This window comes from Streptomyces sp. ICC4 (assembly GCF_003287915.1).
Lineage (GTDB): Bacteria > Actinomycetota > Actinomycetes > Streptomycetales > Streptomycetaceae > Streptomyces > Streptomyces tritrimontium.
Genome location: NZ_CP030286.1, coordinates 6,331,627 through 6,351,007, shown reverse-complemented (window position 1 = coordinate 6,351,007; position 19,381 = coordinate 6,331,627). Strand labels below are relative to the sequence as shown.

The window sequence follows — 19,381 nt, the reverse complement described above, 5'->3', positions numbered from 1 at the left end:
TTCCTCCTGGGATGTCCAGGAGAAGACGCGGCCCTGCCCGGCGCTCTGTGGAGCGGACGCCGGGCAGGGCGCAACAGCTTGAGTGGTGACCGAACTTCCTACCCCGAATGACCGGGGCGAGGTTCAGAGGGTCTGCGGTGACGGATACCGCACTCTCAGCGCTGTGGCGCTCCCCTGTCGGAAATATGAAATTGGTTCGGCCACAGGGTACCCCGTGGCCGAATGCAAACCTCAACTGGCGAAAACTAGCGCTCCGAGGCGGCGAGCTGGCCGCACGCGCCGTCGATCTCCTGGCCACGGGTGTCGCGCACGGTCACCGGCACGCCGTGGCGGGCGATGGCCTCCACGAAGGCCTTCTCGTCCTCGGGCCGCGAGGCGGTCCACTTCGAGCCGGGCGTCGGGTTCAGCGGGATCAGGTTGACGTGCACGCGCTTGCCCTTGAGCAGCCTGCCGAGCAGGTCGCCACGCCAAGCCTGGTCGTTGATGTCGCGGATCAGGGCGTACTCGATGGAGATCCGGCGGCCGGACTTCTCCGCGTACTCCCAGGCCGCGCCCAGCACCTCGCGGACGTTCCAGCGGGTGTTCACGGGGACCAGCGTGTCGCGCAGCTCGTCGTCCGGCGCGTGCAGCGAGACGGCGAGGCGGCACTTGAAGCCCTCGTCGGCGAAGCGCAGCATGGCCGGGACCAGGCCGACGGTGGAGACGGTGATCCCGCGCTGGGACAGGCCCAGGCCGTCGGGCTCCGGGTCGGTGAGGCGGCGGATGGCGCCGACGACGCGGTTGTAGTTGGCGAGCGGCTCGCCCATGCCCATGAAGACGATGTTCGACAGCCGCGCCGGACCGCCGGGGACCTCGCCGTCGCGCAGGGCGCGCATGCCGTCGACGATCTGGTGGACGATCTCGGCGGTGGACAGGTTGCGGTCGAGGCCCGCCTGGCCGGTGGCGCAGAACGGGCAGTTCATGCCGCAGCCGGCCTGCGAGGAGATGCACATGGTGACCCGGTCGGGGTAGCGCATCAGCACGGACTCGACGAGCGTGCCGTCGTGCAGCTTCCACAGGGTCTTGCGGGTGGTGTCGTCGTCACAGGAGATGTGCCGCAGGACGTTCATCAGGTCCGGCAGCAGCTCCTGCTGGAGCTTCTCGCGGGACGCGGCGGGGATGTCGGTCCACTCCGCCGGGTCGTGCGCGTACCGGGCGAAGTAGTGCTGGGAGAGCTGCTTGGCCCGGAACGGCTTCTCGCCGATCGCGGCGACGGCCTCCCGGCGCTCCTCGGGGGTGAGGTCGGCGAGGTGCCGGGGCGGCTTCTTCACTCCACGAGGGGCGACGAAAGTGAGCTCTCCCGGGACAGGGCGGGCCATGGCAGGTACTCCTTGTAAGACGAAAGGCGCGCCGCAGAAGCAGCGCGCCCATCAAGAGTAACCGCCCGGGCCGGACCGGGGCCTTTCGTCGTACGTCGCCCACCCGGGCGGGACACGCCGATGAGAAGCCCCGACCGGGCGCTCCGCCGGGCCGTGTCAGCCGGTGCCGACGAAAGCGGCGAGCAGCAGCCAGACCACCGGGGCCGTCGGGAGCAGCGAGTCCAGCCGGTCCATGATGCCGCCGTGACCCGGCAGCAGCGTGCCCATGTCCTTGATCCCGAGGTCCCTCTTGATCATGGATTCGCCGAGGTCGCCCAGGGTGGCGCTGACCGCGACGGCGAGGCCCAGCACCAGGCCCTGCCACCAGACGCCCCCGTCGATCAGGAACTCCATGCACAGCGCGCCGGCGGCCATCGCGAAGGCCACGGCCCCGAAGAGCCCCTCGCGGGTCTTGCCGGGGCTGATGCGCGGGGCGAGCTTGGTCTTGCCGAAGCGCCAGCCCACCGCGTAGGCCCCCGTGTCGCTGACGACGGTCAGCACCAGGAAGGTGACCACGCGCTGCGGCCCGTCGTCCGCGGTGAGCAGCATCGCGACGAACGTGGCCAGGAAGGGCACGTAGAACGCCGCGAAGACCCCGGCGGTGACGTCCTTGAGGTAGTCCTCGGGCGGCTCGGTCATCCGCCAGACCAGGACCGCCAGGGCCGTCAGGGCCATGGCCACCCAGGCGCCCTCGGCTCCTCGGACGTACCCCGCGATGACCATCGCGGCGCCGCCGATCGCGAGCGGGACCAGCGGGGCCTTGATGCCCTTCTTCTCCTGGAGCCGGGAGGTGAGCTCCCACAGGCCGACGACGACCGCGACGACGACCACGCCGACGAAGACGGCCTTGACGATGAACAGCGAAGCGAAGATCACCGCGCCGAGGCCGACACCGACCCCTATGGCGGCACGCAGATCCCGCCCCGCACGCTTCTTGTGAGGCGGTGGGGAGGAGTCCTGCGGTGCCTGCGAAGGCGGGGTCGGCGGGGGGCTGGGCATGGGCTCCTGCGGCGGCGTCTCGGCGCGGAAGAGGGGGCCGCCGTCAGCGGCGGCCCCCCGATCGCGTGCTTCCCGGTCGTCGAAGTCACGGCCGGCGGCATCGGGCACGATGGGCATGGGCCGAGTGTGCGGGCCCGCCTGCGCATCGTATGCGGGACCCGCCGGAACCGGCTCCGGCTGCCAGGAAGAGTCGTTCATCAGACTTCGAGGAGCTCGGCTTCCTTGTGCTTGAGCAGCTCGTCCACCTGCGCGACGTACTTCGCGGTGGTGTCGTCGAGCTCCTTCTCGGCGCGGCGCACCTCGTCCTCGCCGGCTTCCTTGTCCTTCACTAGCTTGTCGAGGGCGTCCTTCGCCTTGCGGCGGATGGCGCGGATCGACACCTTGGAGTCCTCGGCCTTGGTGCGCGCGACCTTGATGTACTCCTTGCGGCGGTCCTGCGTCAGCTCGGGGAAGGTCACCCGGATGATGCTGCCGTCGTTGCTCGGGTTGACACCGAGGTCCGAGTCGCGGATGGCCGTCTCGATGTTGCGCAGGGCGCTCTTGTCGAACGGGGTCACGATCGCCATGCGCGGCTCGGGCACCGAGAACGAGGCGAGCTGGTTGATGGGCGTGATGGCGCCGTAGTACTCCGCCACGATCTTGTTGAACATCGCCGGGTGCGCACGACCGGTGCGAATCGCGGCGAAGTCTTCCTTGGCGACGACGACGGCCTTTTCCATCTTCTCCTCGGCCTCGAGGAGGATCTCTTCGGTCACCACGTGCTCCTGCATGTCAGAAATGGATGGTTCAGGCGGGCGGGGCCGGTCCGACCCGAAGGGGTGCGGACCGGCAGCGGTGTGCTCGGGCCCGGAGTGCTCAGGCCCGGGTGCCCTGGTCGCTCACGAGCGTGCCGATCTTCTCACCCTTGACGGCGCGGGCGATGTTGCCCTCGGCCAGCAGCTCGAAGACCAGGATCGGCAGCTTGTTGTCGCGGCACAGCGTGATGGCGGTGGCATCGGCGATCTTGAGGTCGCGGGTGAGCACCTCGCTGTATTCCAGCGCGTCGAACTTCACCGCGTCCGGGTTCTTCTTGGGGTCGGAGTCGTAGACCCCGTCGACGCCGTTCTTGCCCATGAGCAGGGCTTCCGCGTCGATCTCCAGGGCGCGCTGGGCGGCCGTGGTGTCGGTGGAGAAGTAGGGCATGCCCATGCCGGCGCCGAAGATGACGACGCGGCCCTTCTCCAGGTGGCGCACGGCGCGCAGCGGGATGTACGGCTCGGCGACCTGGCCCATGGTGATGGCGGTCTGGACGCGGGAGTCGATGCCTTCCTTCTCCAGGAAGTCCTGGAGGGCGAGGCAGTTCATGACGGTGCCGAGCATGCCCATGTAGTCGGACCGGGCCCGGTCCATGCCGCGCTGCTGGAGTTCGGCGCCGCGGAAGAAGTTGCCGCCACCGATCACGATGGCGATCTCCGCGCCGTCGCGGACCACCGCGGCGATCTCGCGCGCGATGGCGTGGACTACGTCGGGGTCGACGCCCAGTCCTCCGCCACCGGAGAAGGCCTCGCCCGACAGCTTCAGCATGAAGCGGCGGCCCTTCTTGTCCTGGTCGCTCTTGTCGTCGGAAGCGGTGTGGCTGTCCACGCCCTGATTCATGGAGATCTCCTCGTGCACATACGAAGAAGGCCATTGCCGGTGGGTCCTTGCGGTTCCCTCTACGGCAATGGCCTCCTCGTCAGATCTGCGGTCGTCCTGCGCGAACGCGGACGACTGCTTCAGACCCTACCGGGGTCCGGTGTCCGTCGCGTACGGACGGACTCAGATGCCGACCTTGATGCGCGAGAAGCGCACCAGGGTGACACCGGCCTCGTCCAGAACCTTCTGGACGGACTTCTTGTTGTCCAGGGCGTAGTCCTGGCCGAGCAGCGTGTTGTCGCGGAAGAAGCCGTTGACACGACCCTCGACGATCTTCGGCAGCGCGGCTTCGGGCTTGCCCTCGGCGCGGGTGACCTCTTCGGCCACGCGGCGCTCGGACTCGACCACGTCGGCCGGGACGTCGTCCTTGGAGAGCCACTTCGGCGCGAACGCGGCGATGTGCTGCGCGACGCCGCGGGCGACCTCGGCGTTCTCCTTGTCCAGCTCGACCAGGACGCCGATCTGGAACGGCAGGTCGGGCATGGTGCGGTGCATGTACGCCGAGACGTAACCGCCGGTGAACTGCGCGAAGCGGTCCAGGACGATCTTCTCGCCGAGGTTGGCGTTGGCCTCGTCCACGAACGCCTGGACGGTCTTGCCGGGCTCGATCTCGGACGCGAGCAGCGCCTCGATGTCGGCCGGGGAGGTCGCGGCGATGTGGGCGGCCAGCTGGTTGGTGACGGCCTGGAACTTCTCGCCCTTGGCGACGAAGTCCGTCTCGCACTTCAGCTCGACGATGACACCGGAGGTGTTGTCGTCGGCGATGATCGAGGCGACGGCACCGTTCTCGGCAGAACGGCCTTCGCGCTTCGCGACGCCCTTCTGACCCTTGATGCGGAGGGCCTCGATGGCCTTGTCGACGTCACCGTCGGACTCGACCAGCGCGTTCTTGCAGTCCATCATGCCGACGCCGGTGAGCTCGCGGAGCTTCTTGACGTCAGCGGCGGTGTAGTTCGCCATGAGTCTGTGATTCTCTCTCGAAGTCGTAGATCTACGGGTGAACGGCGGAGGAGGCGCGCTTGTGGCGCGGCTCCCCCGCCGTCATCGTCCGTGCTGCGAGTGCCCGGCGTGTGAACGCCGGGCGCTCTCAGTGGGTCAGGCCTGCTCGGCGTCGGCGGCCGGAGCCTCGACGACGGCCTCGGCGACAACCTCAACCTCGGCCTCGGCGGCCGGAGCAGCCTCGACCTCAGCCTCGACGGCGGGGGTCTCGACAGCGGCCTCGGCCGGAGCGGCCTCGACAGCCTCGTCCGCGGAGTCCTTCTTCTCACCCTCGAGCAGGTCGCGCTCCCACTCGGCGAGCGGCTCGGCGGCGGCCTTCTCGCCCGGCTTCGAGTCGCCAGTCGCGGCACCGGAACGGGCGATGAGGCCCTCGGCGACGGCGTCGGCGATCACGCGGGTGAGCAGGGTGACGGAGCGGATCGCGTCGTCGTTGCCCGGGATCTTGTAGTCGACCTCGTCGGGGTCGCAGTTGGTGTCGAGGATCGCGACGACCGGGATGTGGAGCTTGCGCGCCTCACCGACGGCGATGTGCTCCTTCTTGGTGTCGACGATCCAGACGGCGCTGGGGACCTTCGACATCTCGCGGATACCACCGAGGGTCTTCTCCAGCTTGATCTTCTCGCGAGAGAGGACCAGGAGCTCCTTCTTGGTGAGACCCGACGCGGCGACGTCGTCGAAGTCGATCGCCTCAAGCTCCTTCAGACGCTGAAGGCGCTTGTAGACGGTGGAGAAGTTGGTGAGCATGCCACCCAGCCAGCGCTGGTTGACGTACGGCATACCAACGCGCGTCGCCTGCTCGGCGATGGCCTCCTGGGCCTGCTTCTTGGTACCGATGAACATGATGGAGCCGCCGTGCGCGACGGTCTCCTTCACGAACTCGTAGGCGCGGTCGATGTACGACAGCGACTGGAGCAGGTCGATGATGTAGATGCCGTTGCGCTCCGTGAAGATGAAGCGCTTCATCTTCGGGTTCCAGCGGCGGGTCTGGTGACCGAAGTGGACGCCGCTTTCCAGCAGCTCCCGCATCGTTACGACGGCCATGGCCATCTCCTTGTTTCTCGGTTTGGTTCCTGACGCCCCTGTTTGCGCCCTGCCCCCGCAGAGGGGACCGAGAGACGCTGACACCCTGCCTGAGCGGCCGGTGCTGGGGCGTGCGAAGTCGACCCGGTGACCCGGATCGCCACAAGAAGTGTACGGGACCCGGCGGTGTGCCGGATGACGCGGTTTTCCACAGGGTTCCGGTTGTCCACAGGCCGCGCGGGCGGCCGCCCCCGAGCGGGACCCTGGGCGCCATGACGGCACTCATGCTCACCCTGCTGCTGGCTCTGACCCTCACCACCGCACCGGCTCCGCCGGGGCCCGCGGACCCCCCACGGCCTCCGGGGGCCCCGGCGGAGCCGGTGCGGTGGTGAGGGTATCCCGCTCCCCTTACCCGCAGGCCGCGTCCCCCGTCCGGGAACCGCGCCCATGTCACCTGATGAAGTGAACTCCCCCTTATCCCACCGCCACCACGGGTAGGGCCCTGCTGATCTCGTGCGGAAGGCAGCTTCCAAGGTCTTCCGCTCCCTTCATCGAGACAGCCGGACGAAAGGCCCACCCCGCCGTGACGCAGCCGTTCCAACTGCCGGATTTCTATGTGCCTTATCCGGCGCGACTGAACCCCCACCTCGAGGACGCGAGGATCCACACCAAGAAGTGGGCCCGCGACTTCGGGATGCTGGAGGGTTCCGGCGTCTGGGAGGAGAGTGACCTCGACTCGCACGACTACGCCCTGCTGTGCTCCTACACCCATCCCGACTGCGACAGCGAGGCGCTGTCCCTGGTCACCGACTGGTACGTGTGGGTGTTCTTCTTCGACGACCACTTCCTGGAGATGTACAAGCGCTCCCAGGACCGCGCCGGCGCCAAGGACTACCTCGACCGGCTCGCCGCCTTCATGCCCATGGACCTGGGCCCCTCCTCCGACGGGTTTCCCGAGGCGACCAACCCCGTCGAGGCCGGCCTCGCCGACCTGTGGGCCCGTACCGTCCCGGCCATGTCGATGGACTGGCGGGAACGGTTCTCCGAGTCCACCAGGAACCTGCTCAACGAGTCGATGTGGGAGCTCGCCAACATCAACATCGGGCGGGTCGCCAACCCCCTCGAATACATCGAGATGCGCCGCAAGGTCGGCGGCGCCCCCTGGTCCGCCGGGCTCGTCGAGTACGTGTCCGCCGAGGTCCCGGCGCGCATCGCGCACTCGCGGGCGCTCGGCGTGCTGCGCGACGCCTTCTCCGACGCCGTGCACATCAGGAACGACATCTTCTCCTACCAGCGCGAGGTCGCCGACGAGGGCGAACTCTCCAACGCGATCCTGGTGTTGGAGACCTTCCTCGGCTGCACCACCCAGGAGGCCGCCGAGGCCTCCAACGACCTCCTCACCTCCCGGCTGCAGCAGTTCGAGCAGACCGCGCTGGCCGAACTCCCCCAGCTCTTCGCCGACCACGCCATGGACCCGGCCGAGATCGCCGCCGTCCTCGCCTACGCCAAGGGCCTCCAGGACTGGCAGTCCGGCGGCCACGAGTGGCACATGGTCTCCAGCCGCTACATGAACAAGGAGGCCCGGGCCACCGCGCCGGTCACCCTGCCCTTCCTCCCCTCCGGGCTGGGCACCACCGCCCTCGACCTCCGCTCGATCCTGGCCCCGCGCGCCCTGGAGCTGCGCCGCCGCTCCTTCACCCACGTGCCCTTCGAGCACACCGGCCCGTCCGTCGTCCCGGACGTCTACATGCCGTTCCCGCTCACCCTCAGCCCGCACCACGCCCGCGCGCGCGAGGAATCCGTGGCCTGGGCCAAGGGGATGGGCCTGATCGATCCGCAGCCCGGCGACCCCGGCTCCGCGATCTGGAACGAGGAGAAGCTGCGCGGCTACGATTTCGCGCTCTGCTCCGCGGGCATCGACCCCGACGGGACCCCCGAGGCCCTGACCCTCAACGCCTGCTGGCTGACCTGGGGAACGTACGGGGACGACTACTACCCGGTGGTCTTCGCGCAGTCCAAGAACCTGCCGGCGGCCAAGGCCACCACGGCCCGCCTCGTCGCCATGATCCCGGTGGACCACGCGGAGCAGCCGGTGGGGCTGACCGCGATGGAACGTTCCCTCGGCGACCTGTGGGTGCGCACCAGCCGGGACATGGGCCCGCGGGTCCGGACCGAGTTCCGGGCCACGCTCGTGAGCATGCTGCGGAGCTGGCTGTGGGAGATGGAGAACCAGATCCAAAACCGCATCCCCGACCCCGTGGACTACGCGGAGATGCGCCGCCACACCTTCGGCTCGCACCTCACGATGTACCTGTGCCGGCTGGGCCAGGCGGGGCGGGGCATTCCCGACGACATCTACGCCTCGGGCACCATCCGCTCCCTGGAGAACGCGGCAGCCGACTCCGCGTGCCTGATGAACGACATCTTCTCGTACCAGAAGGAGGTGGAGGTCGAGGGCGAGGTGCACAACTACGTGCTCGTCACCCGCAACTTCTTCGACATCGGCTACGAGGAGGCGCTGCACATCTGCCACTCGCTGATGACCCAGCGCACCGAGGAGTTCGAGCACATCGTCGCCAACCAGCTGCCGCTGCTCTACGAGGACTGGAAGCTGGACGCCGGGGCCCGGGCCGGACTCGACGCGTACGTGGGTGAGTTGAAGGACTGGCTCGCCGGAATCCTCAACTGGCACGAGAAGACAGTGCGTTACCGCGAGGAGGACCTGCACCGGCTGGGCGACGCGATCTCCACCGGCGTCCTGAGCTCCTCCTTCGGCATGTCGGCGGCCCGCATCTCACTGCCGGCGGGCTGAGCCCGCAGCCGCGCACGGCGGGGGCGGGCCGGGCGCTAGAACTCGTCCGCCGTGTGCGGCAGCAGCGCGGTCCGCAGGCCCGCGTCCAGGGCGGCGGCCGCGCCGGGGGTGTGCTCCGCCACCAGGCCGGCCGCGACCAGTTCGACGGCCCGGGTCCCACCGAGGTAGCAGGCCGCGAGCTCCCGCACGTCCAGCGTCAGATCGGGCGCCTGGCCGTCGGCGGGCTCGTACGCGGCCCCGTCCGGCCCCGCCTTCAGCCGGAACCGCCCCGCGTTCGCGGGCAGCCGTACGTCGGTCAGCTCCAGTACGAGTTCCACGGGCGCGGCCCACGACCGGCCGGTCAGCGCCGCCGCCACGTCGACCAGGCGCAGCCAGAGCGCCGGGAAGGCCTCGGTGACCCTGACCTGGTCCCGGTCGGCGGCGAAGTGCAGCAGCGGGTCGTCGACCGGGCGGCCCCACGCGTTGACCTTGCCGGTGAGGTCGAGGGAGGTCACGCACTCCCACAGCGCGGCGGCGACCGCCGGGGTGTCCGCCTCCAGCTCGTAGACCTGGACCAGGCCCGGGGTGCGCGCGGAGCCGGCCGTCGGCTCGGAGGACTCCGGCTTCGTGCGGTAGAGGACGTAGCCCGCGACCGGTCCGCCCGGCTCGCCGAGGACGATGATCCGGGGCGGGCCGAGCTCGTCGTCCTCCTCGTCCTCCTCGGTCAGCCACTCCTCGGTCCAGCGCCAGGCGGTGCGGGTCGGCCGGCCGGCCCGGCGGGCGCGGGCCGCCTCGTGGTACGGGCCGATGACGGCGACCGCGTCGGCGGGGTCCACCAGGCGCAGCGGGCGCCGGTCCGGGCCGATGCGCAGGGCCAGCGGCCGGGTGGAGTCGATCTCGATGGTGGTGCCGTGGGTGGCGCTGCCGTAGCCGAAGCGCCCGTAGATGGCGGCCTCGGAGGCCCACAGGGCGGCGATCGGGCTGCCGGCCGCTCCGGCGCGCCGCAGCACCTCGCCCATCAGGGCCGTCAGGACGCCCCGGCGGCGGTGGGTGGGGGCGACGGAGACGAAGGTGAGCCCGGGACAGGGCAGGTCCGCCCCGGGCACCGAGAGCCGGAAGTCGTGCGCGGCCATGAAGCCGACGAGCGCGTCCCCGTCGTAGGCGCCGATCCGCAGGCAGTGCCGGAGCACGTCGTGGTGCCGCTCGCGCCCCTCCTTGTCGGGGCGGTCGTGGAAGACCAGGTAGGCGAGCTCCAGAGCGCGGTCGATGTCGGCCTCGGGTACCTCGCGGATGTCCACCATGATCCGGAGACTAATCGGTCATCGCGGACCGGTCACCTCATAAAGGCCGGATTCGGCGGTCGCGGCACCGGACGACGGAAGGGCGCGGTCCCCGGAAGAATCCGAGGGGCCGCGCCCTTCCTCACCGTGTCACAGCTCGCCGCTCCTTCAAGCGACGGACCCGATCCGGCTGATCACCGTGGTGGAGGTGTCCGGGTGGATCGGTATGTGGGCGCCGGTCAGGGCCGCGCCCGTGCCGCCGCGCCGGTTGGCCACGATCTCGGCGGCGATGGACAGCGCGGTCTCCTCCGGGGAGCGGGCGCCGAGGTCCAGGCCGATCGGGGAGCGCAGCCGGGCCAGTTCGAGCTCGGTCACGCCGACTTCGCGGAGCCGCTTGTTGCGGTCCTCGTGGGTGCGGCGGGAGCCCATGGCGCCGACGTAGGCGACGGGGAGTTTGAGGGCCAGTTCGAGGAGCGGCACGTCGAACTTGGCGTCGTGCGTGAGCACGCACAGAACGGTCCGGCCGTCGACGGCGCCGGCGGAGGACTGCTCCTCCAGGTAGCGGTGCGGCCAGCCGACCACGATCTCGTCCGCTTCGGGGAAACGGTTCTTCGTGGCGAACACGGGCCGCGCGTCGCACAGGGTGACCCGGTAGCCGAGGAACTTGCCGATCCGCACCAGGGCGGAGGCGAAGTCGATGGCCCCGAAGACGATCATCCGCGGCGGCGGGACGCTGGACTCGACCAGCACCTTGAGCGGCTCACCGCACAGGCGGCCGTCGGCGCCGATCTCCAGCACCCCGGTCCGGCCGGCGTCGAGCATGGCGCGGGCCTCGTCGGCGATGGCCCGGTCCAGTTCGGGGTGTCCGCCGAAACCGCCCTCGTGGGCGCCTTCGGTACGGACGAGCACGGCGCGGCCCAGCAGCTCGGCCGGGCCCTCGGCGATCCTCGCGACCGCCGCCGCCTCCCCCCGGGCGGCGGCGGCGAGCGAGGCCGCGAGCACCTCCCGGGCGGGAGAGCCCACGGGGACCGGGGTGATCAGGATGTCGATGATCCCGCCGCAGGTGAGACCGACCGCGAAGGCATCGTCATCGCTGTAGCCGAAGCGCTCCAGGACGGTCTCGCCGTCCTCCAGCGCCTGCTGGCACAGCTCGTAGACCGCACCCTCCACGCATCCACCGGAAACCGAGCCGATGGCCGTGCCGTCACTGTCGACGGCGAGGGCCGCTCCGGGCTGCCTGGGAGCGCTGCCGCCCACCGCCACGACTGTGGCGACGGCGAAATCACGTCCCTGCTCGACCCACCGGTTCAGTTCGTCGGCGATGTCCAGCATTGCGGCCTCCTCGGAGGGGTTCGTTTTCCAGTATCGGATACGTGGAGGGTGCGGTCACGCGTTGCGGATCAGGTCCGGCCGGATCAGCCGACCCCGAGCCAGCCCTCGATCGGGTGCAGGGCGTAGAAGACCACGAAGATCGCGGTCAGGCCCCACATGAAGCCGCCGATCTCACGGGCCTTGCCCTGAGCGACCTTGATGGCGACGAAGGAGATGACGCCCGCGGCGACACCGGCGGTGATCGAGTAGGTGAACGGCATGATCACGACGGTCAGGAAGACCGGGATCGCGGTCGCGCTGTCGGCCCAGTCCACGTGGCGGGCGTTCTGCATCATCATCGCGCCGATGACGACCAGGGCCGCGGAGGCGACCTCACCCGGGACGATCTGCGTGATCGGGGTGAAGAAGAGACAGGCGGCGAAGAACAGGCCGGTCACGACGGAGGCGAGGCCCGTGCGGGCACCCTCGCCGACGCCCGTGGCGGACTCGACGAACACGGTCTGGCCGGAGCCGCCCGCGATGCCGCCGATGGCGCCACCGGCGCCGTCGATGAACAGCGCCTTGGACAGGCCCGGCATGCGGCCCTTGTCGTCGGCGAGCTTGGCCTCGGTGCCGACGCCGATGATGGTGGCCATCGCGTCGAAGAAGCCGGCGAGCACCAGGGTGAAGACGATCATGCCGACCGTCATGTAGCCGACGTCGCCCCAGCCGCCGAAGGAGACGTCGCCGAAGAGCGAGAAGTCCGGGGCCGAGATCGCGGAGCCGGTGAGCTCCGGCGGGCCGCTCTTCCAGGCCTTCGGGTCGATGTCCGCCACGGCGTTGACTATGGCGGCCAGAACGGTTCCGCCGACGATGCCGATCAGGATCGCGCCGGGGACCTTGCGGGCCTGCAGCATGAAGATGGCGAGCAGGGTGACGCAGAAGATCAGGACGGGCCAGCCGGCGAGTTCACCGACGGAACCGAGCTGGACGGGGGGACCGAACTCCGGACCCCGACCGACGAACCCGGCCTTGACCAGGCCGATGAGGGCGACGAACATGCCGATGCCCATGGTGATGGCGTGCTTGAGCGCGAGGGGGATCGCGTTCATGATCATCTCTCGGAGGCCGGTGACGACCAGGAGACAGATCACGACGCCGTAGACCACGCACATGCCCATGGCCTGCGGCCAGGTCATCTGCGGGGCCACCTGCGAGGCCAGCACGCCGGAGACGGACAGGCCGGCCGCGAGTGCGAGCGGCACCTTGCCGACGAAGCCCATGAGGAGCGTCGTGACGGCGGCGGCGAACGCGGTGGCGGTGATGATCGCCGAGGCGGCCATCGAGGTGCCGGCGACGTCCTTGCCGGAGAGCAGCAGGGGGTTCAGCAGGAGGATGTAGGCCATGGCCATGAAGGTCGTGATACCGCCACGAACTTCGTTGCCGACCTTGGATCCACGCTGCGTGATGTGGAAGTACCGGTCGAGCCAAGACCTTCCGGCGGGGTTCGGAGTGCCGTCGCCGGCCTCTTCCGCACTGGTCTTTGGCTCCACAGAGGACTGGGTCATGGTGCCTAACTCCCAAGGTTCAAAGGGGCACCCGCATGAAGATTGGAGACACGGGATTTGGGAAATGCCGTTGGCTGCACGACCCGGGGTGACGGCCCGAGGCGACGCGAATGTTCACTGCGTGTACTGCGGGTACTGCGCGGGTTCTGCGGTACTGCCTGCTTGGTGGCACCGGGGGTAGGTGGTGCGACCGTGGGTGGTGCGTGGGGGTTCTGCCGGTGAAACTGACCGCGAGCGGTGCGGTGCTGATGACTCCGGACTTCTGTGCTCCGGGCGGTGCGGCTGGAAGTGTGACGTTCCCGTGTCGCACCGCCCGGAAATCTGGGGGGGTCCGGGGGCCTCGCGGCCCCCGGACCACGCCGTCCTAGAGGGTGCCGGTGAGCAGTTCCGGACGGATCGGCGTCTTGTTGATCTCCAGACCGGTCGCCGCCCGGATCGCCGCGATGACGGCCGGGGTGGACGAGAGGGTCGGGGCCTCGCCCATGCCGCGCAGGCCGTACGGGGCCTTCGGGTCGGCGAGCTCCAGGACGTCGACCGGGATGGTCGGGGTGTCGAGGATGGTGGGGATCAGGTAGTCCGTGAAGGAGGGGTTGCGCACCTTCGCGGTCTTCGGGTCCACGATGATCTCTTCCATGATCGCGACGCCCAGGCCCTGGGTGGTACCACCCTGGATCTGGCCGACCACGGAGAGCATGTTCAGCGCCTTGCCCACGTCCTGGGCGGTGGCGAGCTCGACGACCTTGACGAGGCCGAGCTCGGTGTCCACCTCGACGACCGCGCGGTGCGCGGCGAAGGTGTACTGGACGTGACCGTTGCCCTGGCCGGTGACCAGGTCGAAGGGCTCGGTCGCGGCGTGGCGGAACTCGAGCTCGATGTCGATCGCGTCCTCGCCCTCCAGGATGTCGGCGAGGTCCGCGAGGACCTCTCCGCCGTCCGTGACGACCTTTCCGCCTTCGAGGAGCAGCTCGGCGGTCGCCCACGCGGGGTGGTACGAGCCGTTCTTGCGCCGGCCGATCTCCAGGACCGCCTCGCGGACGGCCTCACAGGTGTTCTTCACGGCGCCACCGGTCATGTACGTCTGCCGCGAGGCGGACGTGGAACCGGCGGAGCCGACCTGCGTGTCGGCCGGGTGGATGGTCACCTGCGTGACACCCAGCTCCGTACGGGCGATCTGCGCGTGGACGGTGATGCCGCCCTGGCCGACCTCCGCCATGGCCGTGTGGACCATCGCCACGGCCTCGCCGTTGATGACCTCGAGGGTCACGCGGGCGGTGGAGTAGTCGTCGAAGCCCTCGGAGAAGCCGACGTTCTTGATGCCGACCGCGTAGCCGACGCCGCGGACGACGCCTTCGCCGTGGGTGGTGTTGGAGAGGCCGCCCGGCAGCGCGCGGACGTCCGCGCTCTCGCCGGCGGACTCCCACTGGCGCTCCGGCGGCATCGGACGGGCCTTGACCCGGCGCAGCAGCTCGGCGACGGGCGCCGGGGCGTCCACGACCTGGCCGGTGGGCATGATCGTGCCCTGCTCCATGGCGTTGAGCTGGCGGAACTCGACCGGGTCCATGCCCAGCTTCGCCGCGAGCTTGTCCATCTGGGCCTCGTAGGCGAAGCAGGCCTGGACGGCGCCGAAGCCGCGCATCGCGCCACAGGGCGGGTTGTTCGTGTAGAGCGCGATCGCCTCGATGTCCACGTCCTCCAGGACGTAGGGACCGACCGAGAGCGAGGAGGCGTTGCCCACGACCGCCGGGGAAGCGGACGCGTACGCGCCGCCGTCCAGGACGATCTTGCACTTCATGTGCGTGAGCTTGCCGTCCTTGGTGGCGCCGTGCTCGTAGTACAGCTTCGCCGGGTGACGGTGCACGTGGCCGAAGAAGGACTCGAAACGGTTGTAGACGATCTTGACCGGCTTGTTCGTGGCCAGGGCCAGGAGGCAGGCGTGGATCTGCATCGAAATGTCCTCGCGGCCACCGAAGGCACCGCCGACGCCCGAGAGCGTCATGCGGACCTTCTCCGGCGGCAGGCCCAGGACCGGGGCGATCTGCTGGAGGTCCGAGTGCAGCCACTGGGTGGCCACGTACAGCTCGACACCGCCGTCCTCGGACGGCACGGCCAGACCGGACTCCGGGCCGAGGAAGGCCTGGTCCTGCATGCCGAAGGTGTACTCGCCCTCGACGATGACGTCGGCGCGCTTCCGGGCCTCTTCCACGTTGCCGCGGATGATCGGCTGGCGGTGCACGATGTTCGGGTGCGGGACGTGACCGATGTGGTGGTCGTCCCGGCCCTCGTGGATCAGCGGCGCGCCGGGGGCGAGGGCGGAGGCCTCGTCCGTGACGAGCGGCAGCTCACGGTAGTCGATCTTGATCTTGGCGGCCGCGCGGCGGGCGGTCTCCGGGTGGTCGGCGGCCACGAGGGCGACCGGCTCACCGTGGTGACGGACCCGGCCGTTGGCGAGAACCGGGGTGTCCTGGATCTCCAGGCCGTAGTTCTTCATCTCGGCCGGCAGGTCGTCGTACGTCAGCACCGAGTAGACGCCCGGCATCGCCAGGGCCTCGGAGATGTCGATCGAGACGATCTCGGCGTGGGCCACGGTGGAGCGCAGGGTCTGGCCCCACAGCATGTCCTCGTGCCACATGTCCGAGGAGTACGCGAACTCACCGGTCACCTTGAGGGTGCCGTCCGGGCGCAGCGTGGACTCGCCGATGCCGCCCTTGTTGTGCTTCTGCGTGACGTTGGTCGGCGTACCCGCCGGGACCGTGCGCGTGTTCTGGGCCATGGTCAGACCGCCTCAGACTGACGGGCGGCCGCGAGGCGGACCGCGTCGAGGATCTTCTCGTAGCCCGTGCAGCGGCAGAGGTTGCCGGACAGGGACTCACGGATGTCCTGGTCGGACGGGGAGGGGTTCTCCTCCAGCAGCGCGTCTGCCTGGACGAGCAGACCCGGGGTGCAGAAACCGCACTGGACCGCGCCGGCGTCGATGAACGCCTGCTGGATCGTGGAGAGCTCCACGCCCTCGCCGGTCTGCGAGTCGCCCGGCTTGGCCTGCCACTGCTTGGCCGCGTCCAGGGTGACGCCGCCCTTGGAGCCGCAGCCGCCGCCGGTGCCGCAGGCACCGCCGTGGCCGTGCTCGTCGCGCTGCTTGGCGAACTCCGCCAGGCCCTCGACGGTCACGACGTCGCGGCCCTCGACCTGACCGGCCGCGACCAGACAGGAACAGACCGGCACGCCGTCGAGACGGACGGTGCAGGAACCGCACTCGCCCTGCTCACAGGCGTTCTTCGAACCGGGCAGGCCCAGGCGCTCGCGCAGGACGTAGAGGAGGGACTCGCCCTCCCAGACGTCGTCGGCTTCCTGCGGACGGCCGTTGACAGTGAAATTGACGCGCATGATTACGCAGCCCCTTCAAGCGAGCGGCCGTTGTTCGAACCGCGGTACTGCTCCCACGTCCAGACGAGCTGGCGGCGAGCCATGATGCCGACCGCGTGGCGGCGGTACTTCGCCGTGCCGCGGACGTCGTCGATCGGGTTGGCCGCGCCGGAGGCGAGGTCACCGAACTGCTTGGCGATCGACGGGGTGATGACCTTGCCGGACTCCCAGAAGCCGCCCTCTTCGAGCGCGGCGCCCAGGAACTCCTCGGCGGCCTTCGCCCGGATCGGGGTCGGCGCGGCCGAACCGATGCCGGTCCGGACCGTGCGGGTCTCGGGGTGCAGCGCCAGGCCGAACGCGCAGACGGCGATGACCATCGCGTTGCGGGAGCCGACCTTGGAGTACTGCTGGGGGCCGTCCGCCTTCTTGACGTGGACGGTCTTGATGAGCTCGTCGGCGGCCAGCGCGTTGCGCTTGACGCCGGTGTAGAACTCGTCGATCGGGATCAGGCGGGATCCGCGTACGGACTCCACCTCGACCTCGGCGCCCGCCGCGAGCAGCGCGGGGTGGGAGTCGCCGGCCGGCGAGGCGCAACCGAGGTTGCCGCCGACACCGCCGCGGTTGCGGATCTGCGGGGACGCGACCGTGTGCGAGGCGAGCGCGAGTCCCGGAAGCTCCGTGCGGAGGTTCTCCATGATCTGCGTGTACGGGACGGAGGCGCCCAGACGAACCACGTCCTCGCCGACCTCCCACTCCCGCAGGAGACCGATGCGGTTCAGGTCCAGGAGGTACTCCGGCCGACGGTGGTCGAAGTTGATCTCGACCATCACATCGGTGCCACCCGCGATCGGCACAGCTGTGGGGAACTCGGCCTTAGCGGCGAGCGCCTCCTCCCAGCTGGCGGGGCGAAGGAAGTCCATGTGCGGCTCTCTTCTTCTTAATCGGGTCGTTCACTTCAAGCCAGGAGGCCGTTGGGCCCTCGACTGGTCGTTCACGTGCTGTTAACGCGGTGTGGACTCAGTACAGCGGCCATCCGTCCCCCGGGTGCAGTCACCGAAACCATGAAGGAGTTGGCTGGGGACCTCCCTCGTCTTGTAGATTCGTATGAAAGGCAGGATGCGACGACCTGCCCGATTTCCAACGGCAACATTCGAGACAGATCGGCGGCGACATCATGCGGCTGCGCGCACTGCTGGAAACCGAGGCGCTGGGGCTGCGGCTGCTCGGCGGCGAGGAAGAACTCGACCGGACGGTCCGCGGGGTCATGACGACCGACCTGCGTGATCCCAGCCGATACCTCTCCGGAGGGGAGCTGGTCCTCACTGGCCTGGCCTGGAGACGAAATTCAGCCGACTCCGAGCCGTTCGTACGAATCCTCGCGAGCGCCGGCGTGGCCGGGCTCGCGGCCGGCGAGGCCGAGCTGGGTGACATTCCCGACGACCTCGTCTCGGCGTGTCTACGCAACCGTCTGCCGTTGTTCGCCGTAAACGAAGACGTTGCATTCGCCACGATCACCGAGTATGTGGTCCGGCAGGTGTCCGGCGAGCGCGCCGGCGATCTCGCGGCCGTGGTGGACCGCCACCGCCGCCTCATGACGTCCGGTCCGGCCGGCGGCGGCCCCGACGTGGTGCTCGATCTGCTCACCACCGACCTCGATCTCCGGGCCTGGGTGCTCTCACCCACGGGCCGGCAGATCGCCGGGGCCGGGGAGCCGCTGGCGCCGGGCGTCTGCGCGGCACTGGCGAGCGAACACCTCGCGGCGGTCCGGACGGGCCGCCGGGGCCCGCACCGGATCTCCATCCAGGGTATTACCTACTCCCTCTTCCCGATCAGGGGAGCCGGGCGGGGCGCGACCGGTCCGGCCGGGCGGGACGTCCGCGAGAGCGTGCTCTCCGACTGGCTGCTCGCCGTCGAGGCCGACGCGGGCGACTGGCCCGCCGAGCGGCTCGACCTGCTCCAGGGCGTCACCCAGCTGATCGCGGTCGAGCGGGACCGCCGCGACGCGGCCCGCACCGTACGCCGCCGCCTCGCCCAGGAGGTCCTGGAGCTGGTCCAGACGGGCGCCCCGCCCGCCGAGATCGCCGCCCGCCTGCGGGTGGCCGCGCCGGTGCTCCTGCCGGGCCTGGGGGCCGCCCCGCACTGGCAGGTCGTGGTGGCCCGGGTGGACTGGGACGGCGGGGACATCGCCGGCGGACCCGTGGCCCAGTCCCTGCTGGAAGAGATCCTCGTCGACCCGTCCGTCTCCGGGCCCGAGCCCTCGGACCGGATCGCCGTCGCGCACGCCGGGGACGAGGCGATCGCCCTCGTGCCGCTGCCCGCCCCGACCGGGGAGCCCGGGGAGGAGAAGGGCCCCGACACCGCCCTGCACGCGGAGACGCTGCTCTCGGCCGTACGGGAGCCCCTGGCGGCCGGACTGGCCGACGACGGCCGGCTCACGCTGGGCGTCAGCGCGGCCGTGCACTCCGCCGAGGGGCTGCGCGGAGCCCTGGAGGAGGCCCGGCACGCCCGCCGGGTCGCGGCGGCCCGCCCGGGCCGGGTCTGCGCGGCCGGCCACCACGAGCTGGCCTCGCACGTCCTGCTGCTGCCGTTCGTCCCGGACGACGTGCGGCGCGCCTTCACCGCCCGGCTGCTCGACCCGCTGCGCGACTACGACCGCCGCCACCGCGCGGAGCTCATCCCCACGCTCGAGGCCTTCCTCGACTGCGACGGCTCGTGGACCCGCTGCGCGACGCGGCTGCACCTACACGTCAACACGCTGAGGTACCGGGTCGGGCGAATCGAGCAGTTGACGGCGCGGGACCTTTCCCGGCTGGAGGACAAGCTCGACTTCTTCCTCGCACTGCGGATGAGCTGAGGAGATTCCGGTTCTGACCGGCCCTCGGGGCCGGTCGGGCCGGTCGCGGCCGCGGCCTCGGCGGAGCGGGGTCGACTGATGATCCGTCCGGACTTTGTGAAAGAGTTCACCCGACCCCTTGGCCGAAC

Annotated in this window: 14 protein-coding genes and 1 riboswitch; of the genes, 2 read left to right on the top strand and 12 right to left on the bottom strand. The window is 70.0% G+C overall.

Going from position 1 to position 19,381, the window contains the following annotated elements:
- Positions 1–77 precede the first annotated feature (77 nt).
- A riboswitch (TPP riboswitch) is annotated at positions 78–186 on the bottom strand.
- Between the two features lie 59 nt (positions 187–245).
- The 6 genes from rlmN to rpsB form a co-directional block, all read right to left on the bottom strand.
- Positions 246–1,358: a 23S rRNA (adenine(2503)-C(2))-methyltransferase RlmN gene (rlmN, locus tag DRB89_RS29640; protein ID WP_112451361.1), complete on the bottom strand. Its 1,113-nt coding sequence runs from the start codon at positions 1,356–1,358 to the stop codon at positions 246–248.
- A 156-nt stretch (positions 1,359–1,514) separates the two neighbouring features.
- On the bottom strand, positions 1,515–2,594 hold the full coding sequence (locus tag DRB89_RS29635) for a phosphatidate cytidylyltransferase (RefSeq protein WP_112451360.1): 1,080 nt from the start codon (positions 2,592–2,594) through the stop codon (positions 1,515–1,517).
- The gene (gene frr / locus DRB89_RS29630; RefSeq protein ID WP_112453867.1) at positions 2,594–3,151 is read right to left on the bottom strand and encodes a ribosome recycling factor; all 558 of its coding nucleotides are present in this window, start codon (positions 3,149–3,151) and stop codon (positions 2,594–2,596) included. The genes DRB89_RS29635 and frr overlap by 1 nt, the downstream gene beginning before the upstream one ends.
- A 100-nt stretch (positions 3,152–3,251) precedes the next feature.
- Positions 3,252–4,031: a UMP kinase gene (pyrH, locus tag DRB89_RS29625; RefSeq protein WP_112453865.1), complete on the bottom strand. Its 780-nt coding sequence runs from the start codon at positions 4,029–4,031 to the stop codon at positions 3,252–3,254.
- 162 nt (positions 4,032–4,193) lie between these two features.
- Positions 4,194–5,030, bottom strand: coding sequence for a translation elongation factor Ts (gene tsf, locus DRB89_RS29620; RefSeq protein ID WP_112451359.1), 837 nt, complete (start codon positions 5,028–5,030; stop codon positions 4,194–4,196).
- Positions 5,031–5,165: 135 nt separating this feature from the next.
- Positions 5,166–6,110 carry a 30S ribosomal protein S2 gene (gene rpsB / locus DRB89_RS29615; protein ID WP_112453863.1) on the bottom strand — a complete coding sequence of 315 codons (945 nt, stop codon included), beginning with the start codon at positions 6,108–6,110 and terminating at the stop codon, positions 5,166–5,168.
- A 562-nt stretch (positions 6,111–6,672) separates the two neighbouring features.
- Between rpsB and DRB89_RS29610 the strand changes: the two genes are divergently transcribed.
- The gene (locus tag DRB89_RS29610; protein ID WP_112451340.1) at positions 6,673–8,901 is read left to right on the top strand and encodes a germacradienol/geosmin synthase; all 2,229 of its coding nucleotides are present in this window, start codon (positions 6,673–6,675) and stop codon (positions 8,899–8,901) included.
- Positions 8,902–8,936: 35 nt separating this feature from the next.
- Here DRB89_RS29610 and DRB89_RS29605 read toward each other — a convergent pair whose 3' ends face one another.
- From DRB89_RS29605 to DRB89_RS29580, 6 genes are all read right to left on the bottom strand, one after another.
- The gene (locus DRB89_RS29605) at positions 8,937–10,181 is read right to left on the bottom strand and encodes a GNAT family N-acetyltransferase (protein ID WP_112451341.1); all 1,245 of its coding nucleotides are present in this window, start codon (positions 10,179–10,181) and stop codon (positions 8,937–8,939) included.
- 147 nt (positions 10,182–10,328) lie between these two features.
- Complete coding sequence (locus DRB89_RS29600) at positions 10,329–11,492, bottom strand: XdhC/CoxI family protein (RefSeq protein ID WP_112451342.1); 1,164 nt, start codon at positions 11,490–11,492, stop codon at positions 10,329–10,331.
- 83 nt (positions 11,493–11,575) lie between these two features.
- Positions 11,576–13,039, bottom strand: coding sequence for an NCS2 family permease (locus tag DRB89_RS29595; protein WP_112451343.1), 1,464 nt, complete (start codon positions 13,037–13,039; stop codon positions 11,576–11,578).
- A 364-nt stretch (positions 13,040–13,403) separates the two neighbouring features.
- The gene (locus DRB89_RS29590) at positions 13,404–15,809 is read right to left on the bottom strand and encodes a molybdopterin cofactor-binding domain-containing protein (protein ID WP_112451344.1); all 2,406 of its coding nucleotides are present in this window, start codon (positions 15,807–15,809) and stop codon (positions 13,404–13,406) included.
- Between the two features lie 2 nt (positions 15,810–15,811).
- The gene (locus DRB89_RS29585; RefSeq protein ID WP_112451345.1) at positions 15,812–16,420 is read right to left on the bottom strand and encodes a (2Fe-2S)-binding protein; all 609 of its coding nucleotides are present in this window, start codon (positions 16,418–16,420) and stop codon (positions 15,812–15,814) included.
- 2 nt (positions 16,421–16,422) lie between these two features.
- Entirely contained in the window at positions 16,423–17,319 is an 897-nt protein-coding gene (locus DRB89_RS29580) for a xanthine dehydrogenase family protein subunit M (protein WP_112451346.1), read from the bottom strand.
- 254 nt (positions 17,320–17,573) lie between these two features.
- Here DRB89_RS29580 and DRB89_RS29575 point away from each other — a divergent pair, with 254 nt between their 5' ends.
- Positions 17,574–19,253, top strand: coding sequence for a PucR family transcriptional regulator ligand-binding domain-containing protein (locus DRB89_RS29575; RefSeq protein ID WP_112451347.1), 1,680 nt, complete (start codon positions 17,574–17,576; stop codon positions 19,251–19,253).
- Positions 19,254–19,381: the final 128 nt, after the last annotated feature.

Excerpts from the sequence above, each read along its gene's own strand:
- rlmN (WP_112451361.1), bottom strand. The coding sequence starts at position 1,358 with ATGGCCCGCCCTGTCCCGGGAGAGCTCACTTTCGTCGCCCCTCGTGGA.
- DRB89_RS29635 (WP_112451360.1), bottom strand. The coding sequence starts at position 2,594 with ATGAACGACTCTTCCTGGCAGCCGGAGCCGGTTCCGGCGGGTCCCGCA.
- pyrH (WP_112453865.1), bottom strand. The coding sequence starts at position 4,031 with ATGAATCAGGGCGTGGACAGCCACACCGCTTCCGACGACAAGAGCGAC.
- tsf (WP_112451359.1), bottom strand. The coding sequence starts at position 5,030 with ATGGCGAACTACACCGCCGCTGACGTCAAGAAGCTCCGCGAGCTCACC.
- rpsB (WP_112453863.1), bottom strand. The coding sequence starts at position 6,110 with ATGGCCGTCGTAACGATGCGGGAGCTGCTGGAAAGCGGCGTCCACTTC.
- DRB89_RS29605 (WP_112451341.1), bottom strand. The coding sequence starts at position 10,181 with ATGGTGGACATCCGCGAGGTACCCGAGGCCGACATCGACCGCGCTCTG.
- DRB89_RS29600 (WP_112451342.1), bottom strand. The coding sequence starts at position 11,492 with ATGCTGGACATCGCCGACGAACTGAACCGGTGGGTCGAGCAGGGACGT.
- DRB89_RS29595 (WP_112451343.1), bottom strand. The coding sequence starts at position 13,039 with ATGACCCAGTCCTCTGTGGAGCCAAAGACCAGTGCGGAAGAGGCCGGC.
- DRB89_RS29590 (WP_112451344.1), bottom strand. The coding sequence starts at position 15,809 with ATGGCCCAGAACACGCGCACGGTCCCGGCGGGTACGCCGACCAACGTC.
- DRB89_RS29585 (WP_112451345.1), bottom strand. The coding sequence starts at position 16,420 with ATGCGCGTCAATTTCACTGTCAACGGCCGTCCGCAGGAAGCCGACGAC.
- DRB89_RS29580 (WP_112451346.1), bottom strand. The coding sequence starts at position 17,319 with ATGGACTTCCTTCGCCCCGCCAGCTGGGAGGAGGCGCTCGCCGCTAAG.
- DRB89_RS29575 (WP_112451347.1), top strand. The coding sequence starts at position 17,574 with ATGCGGCTGCGCGCACTGCTGGAAACCGAGGCGCTGGGGCTGCGGCTG.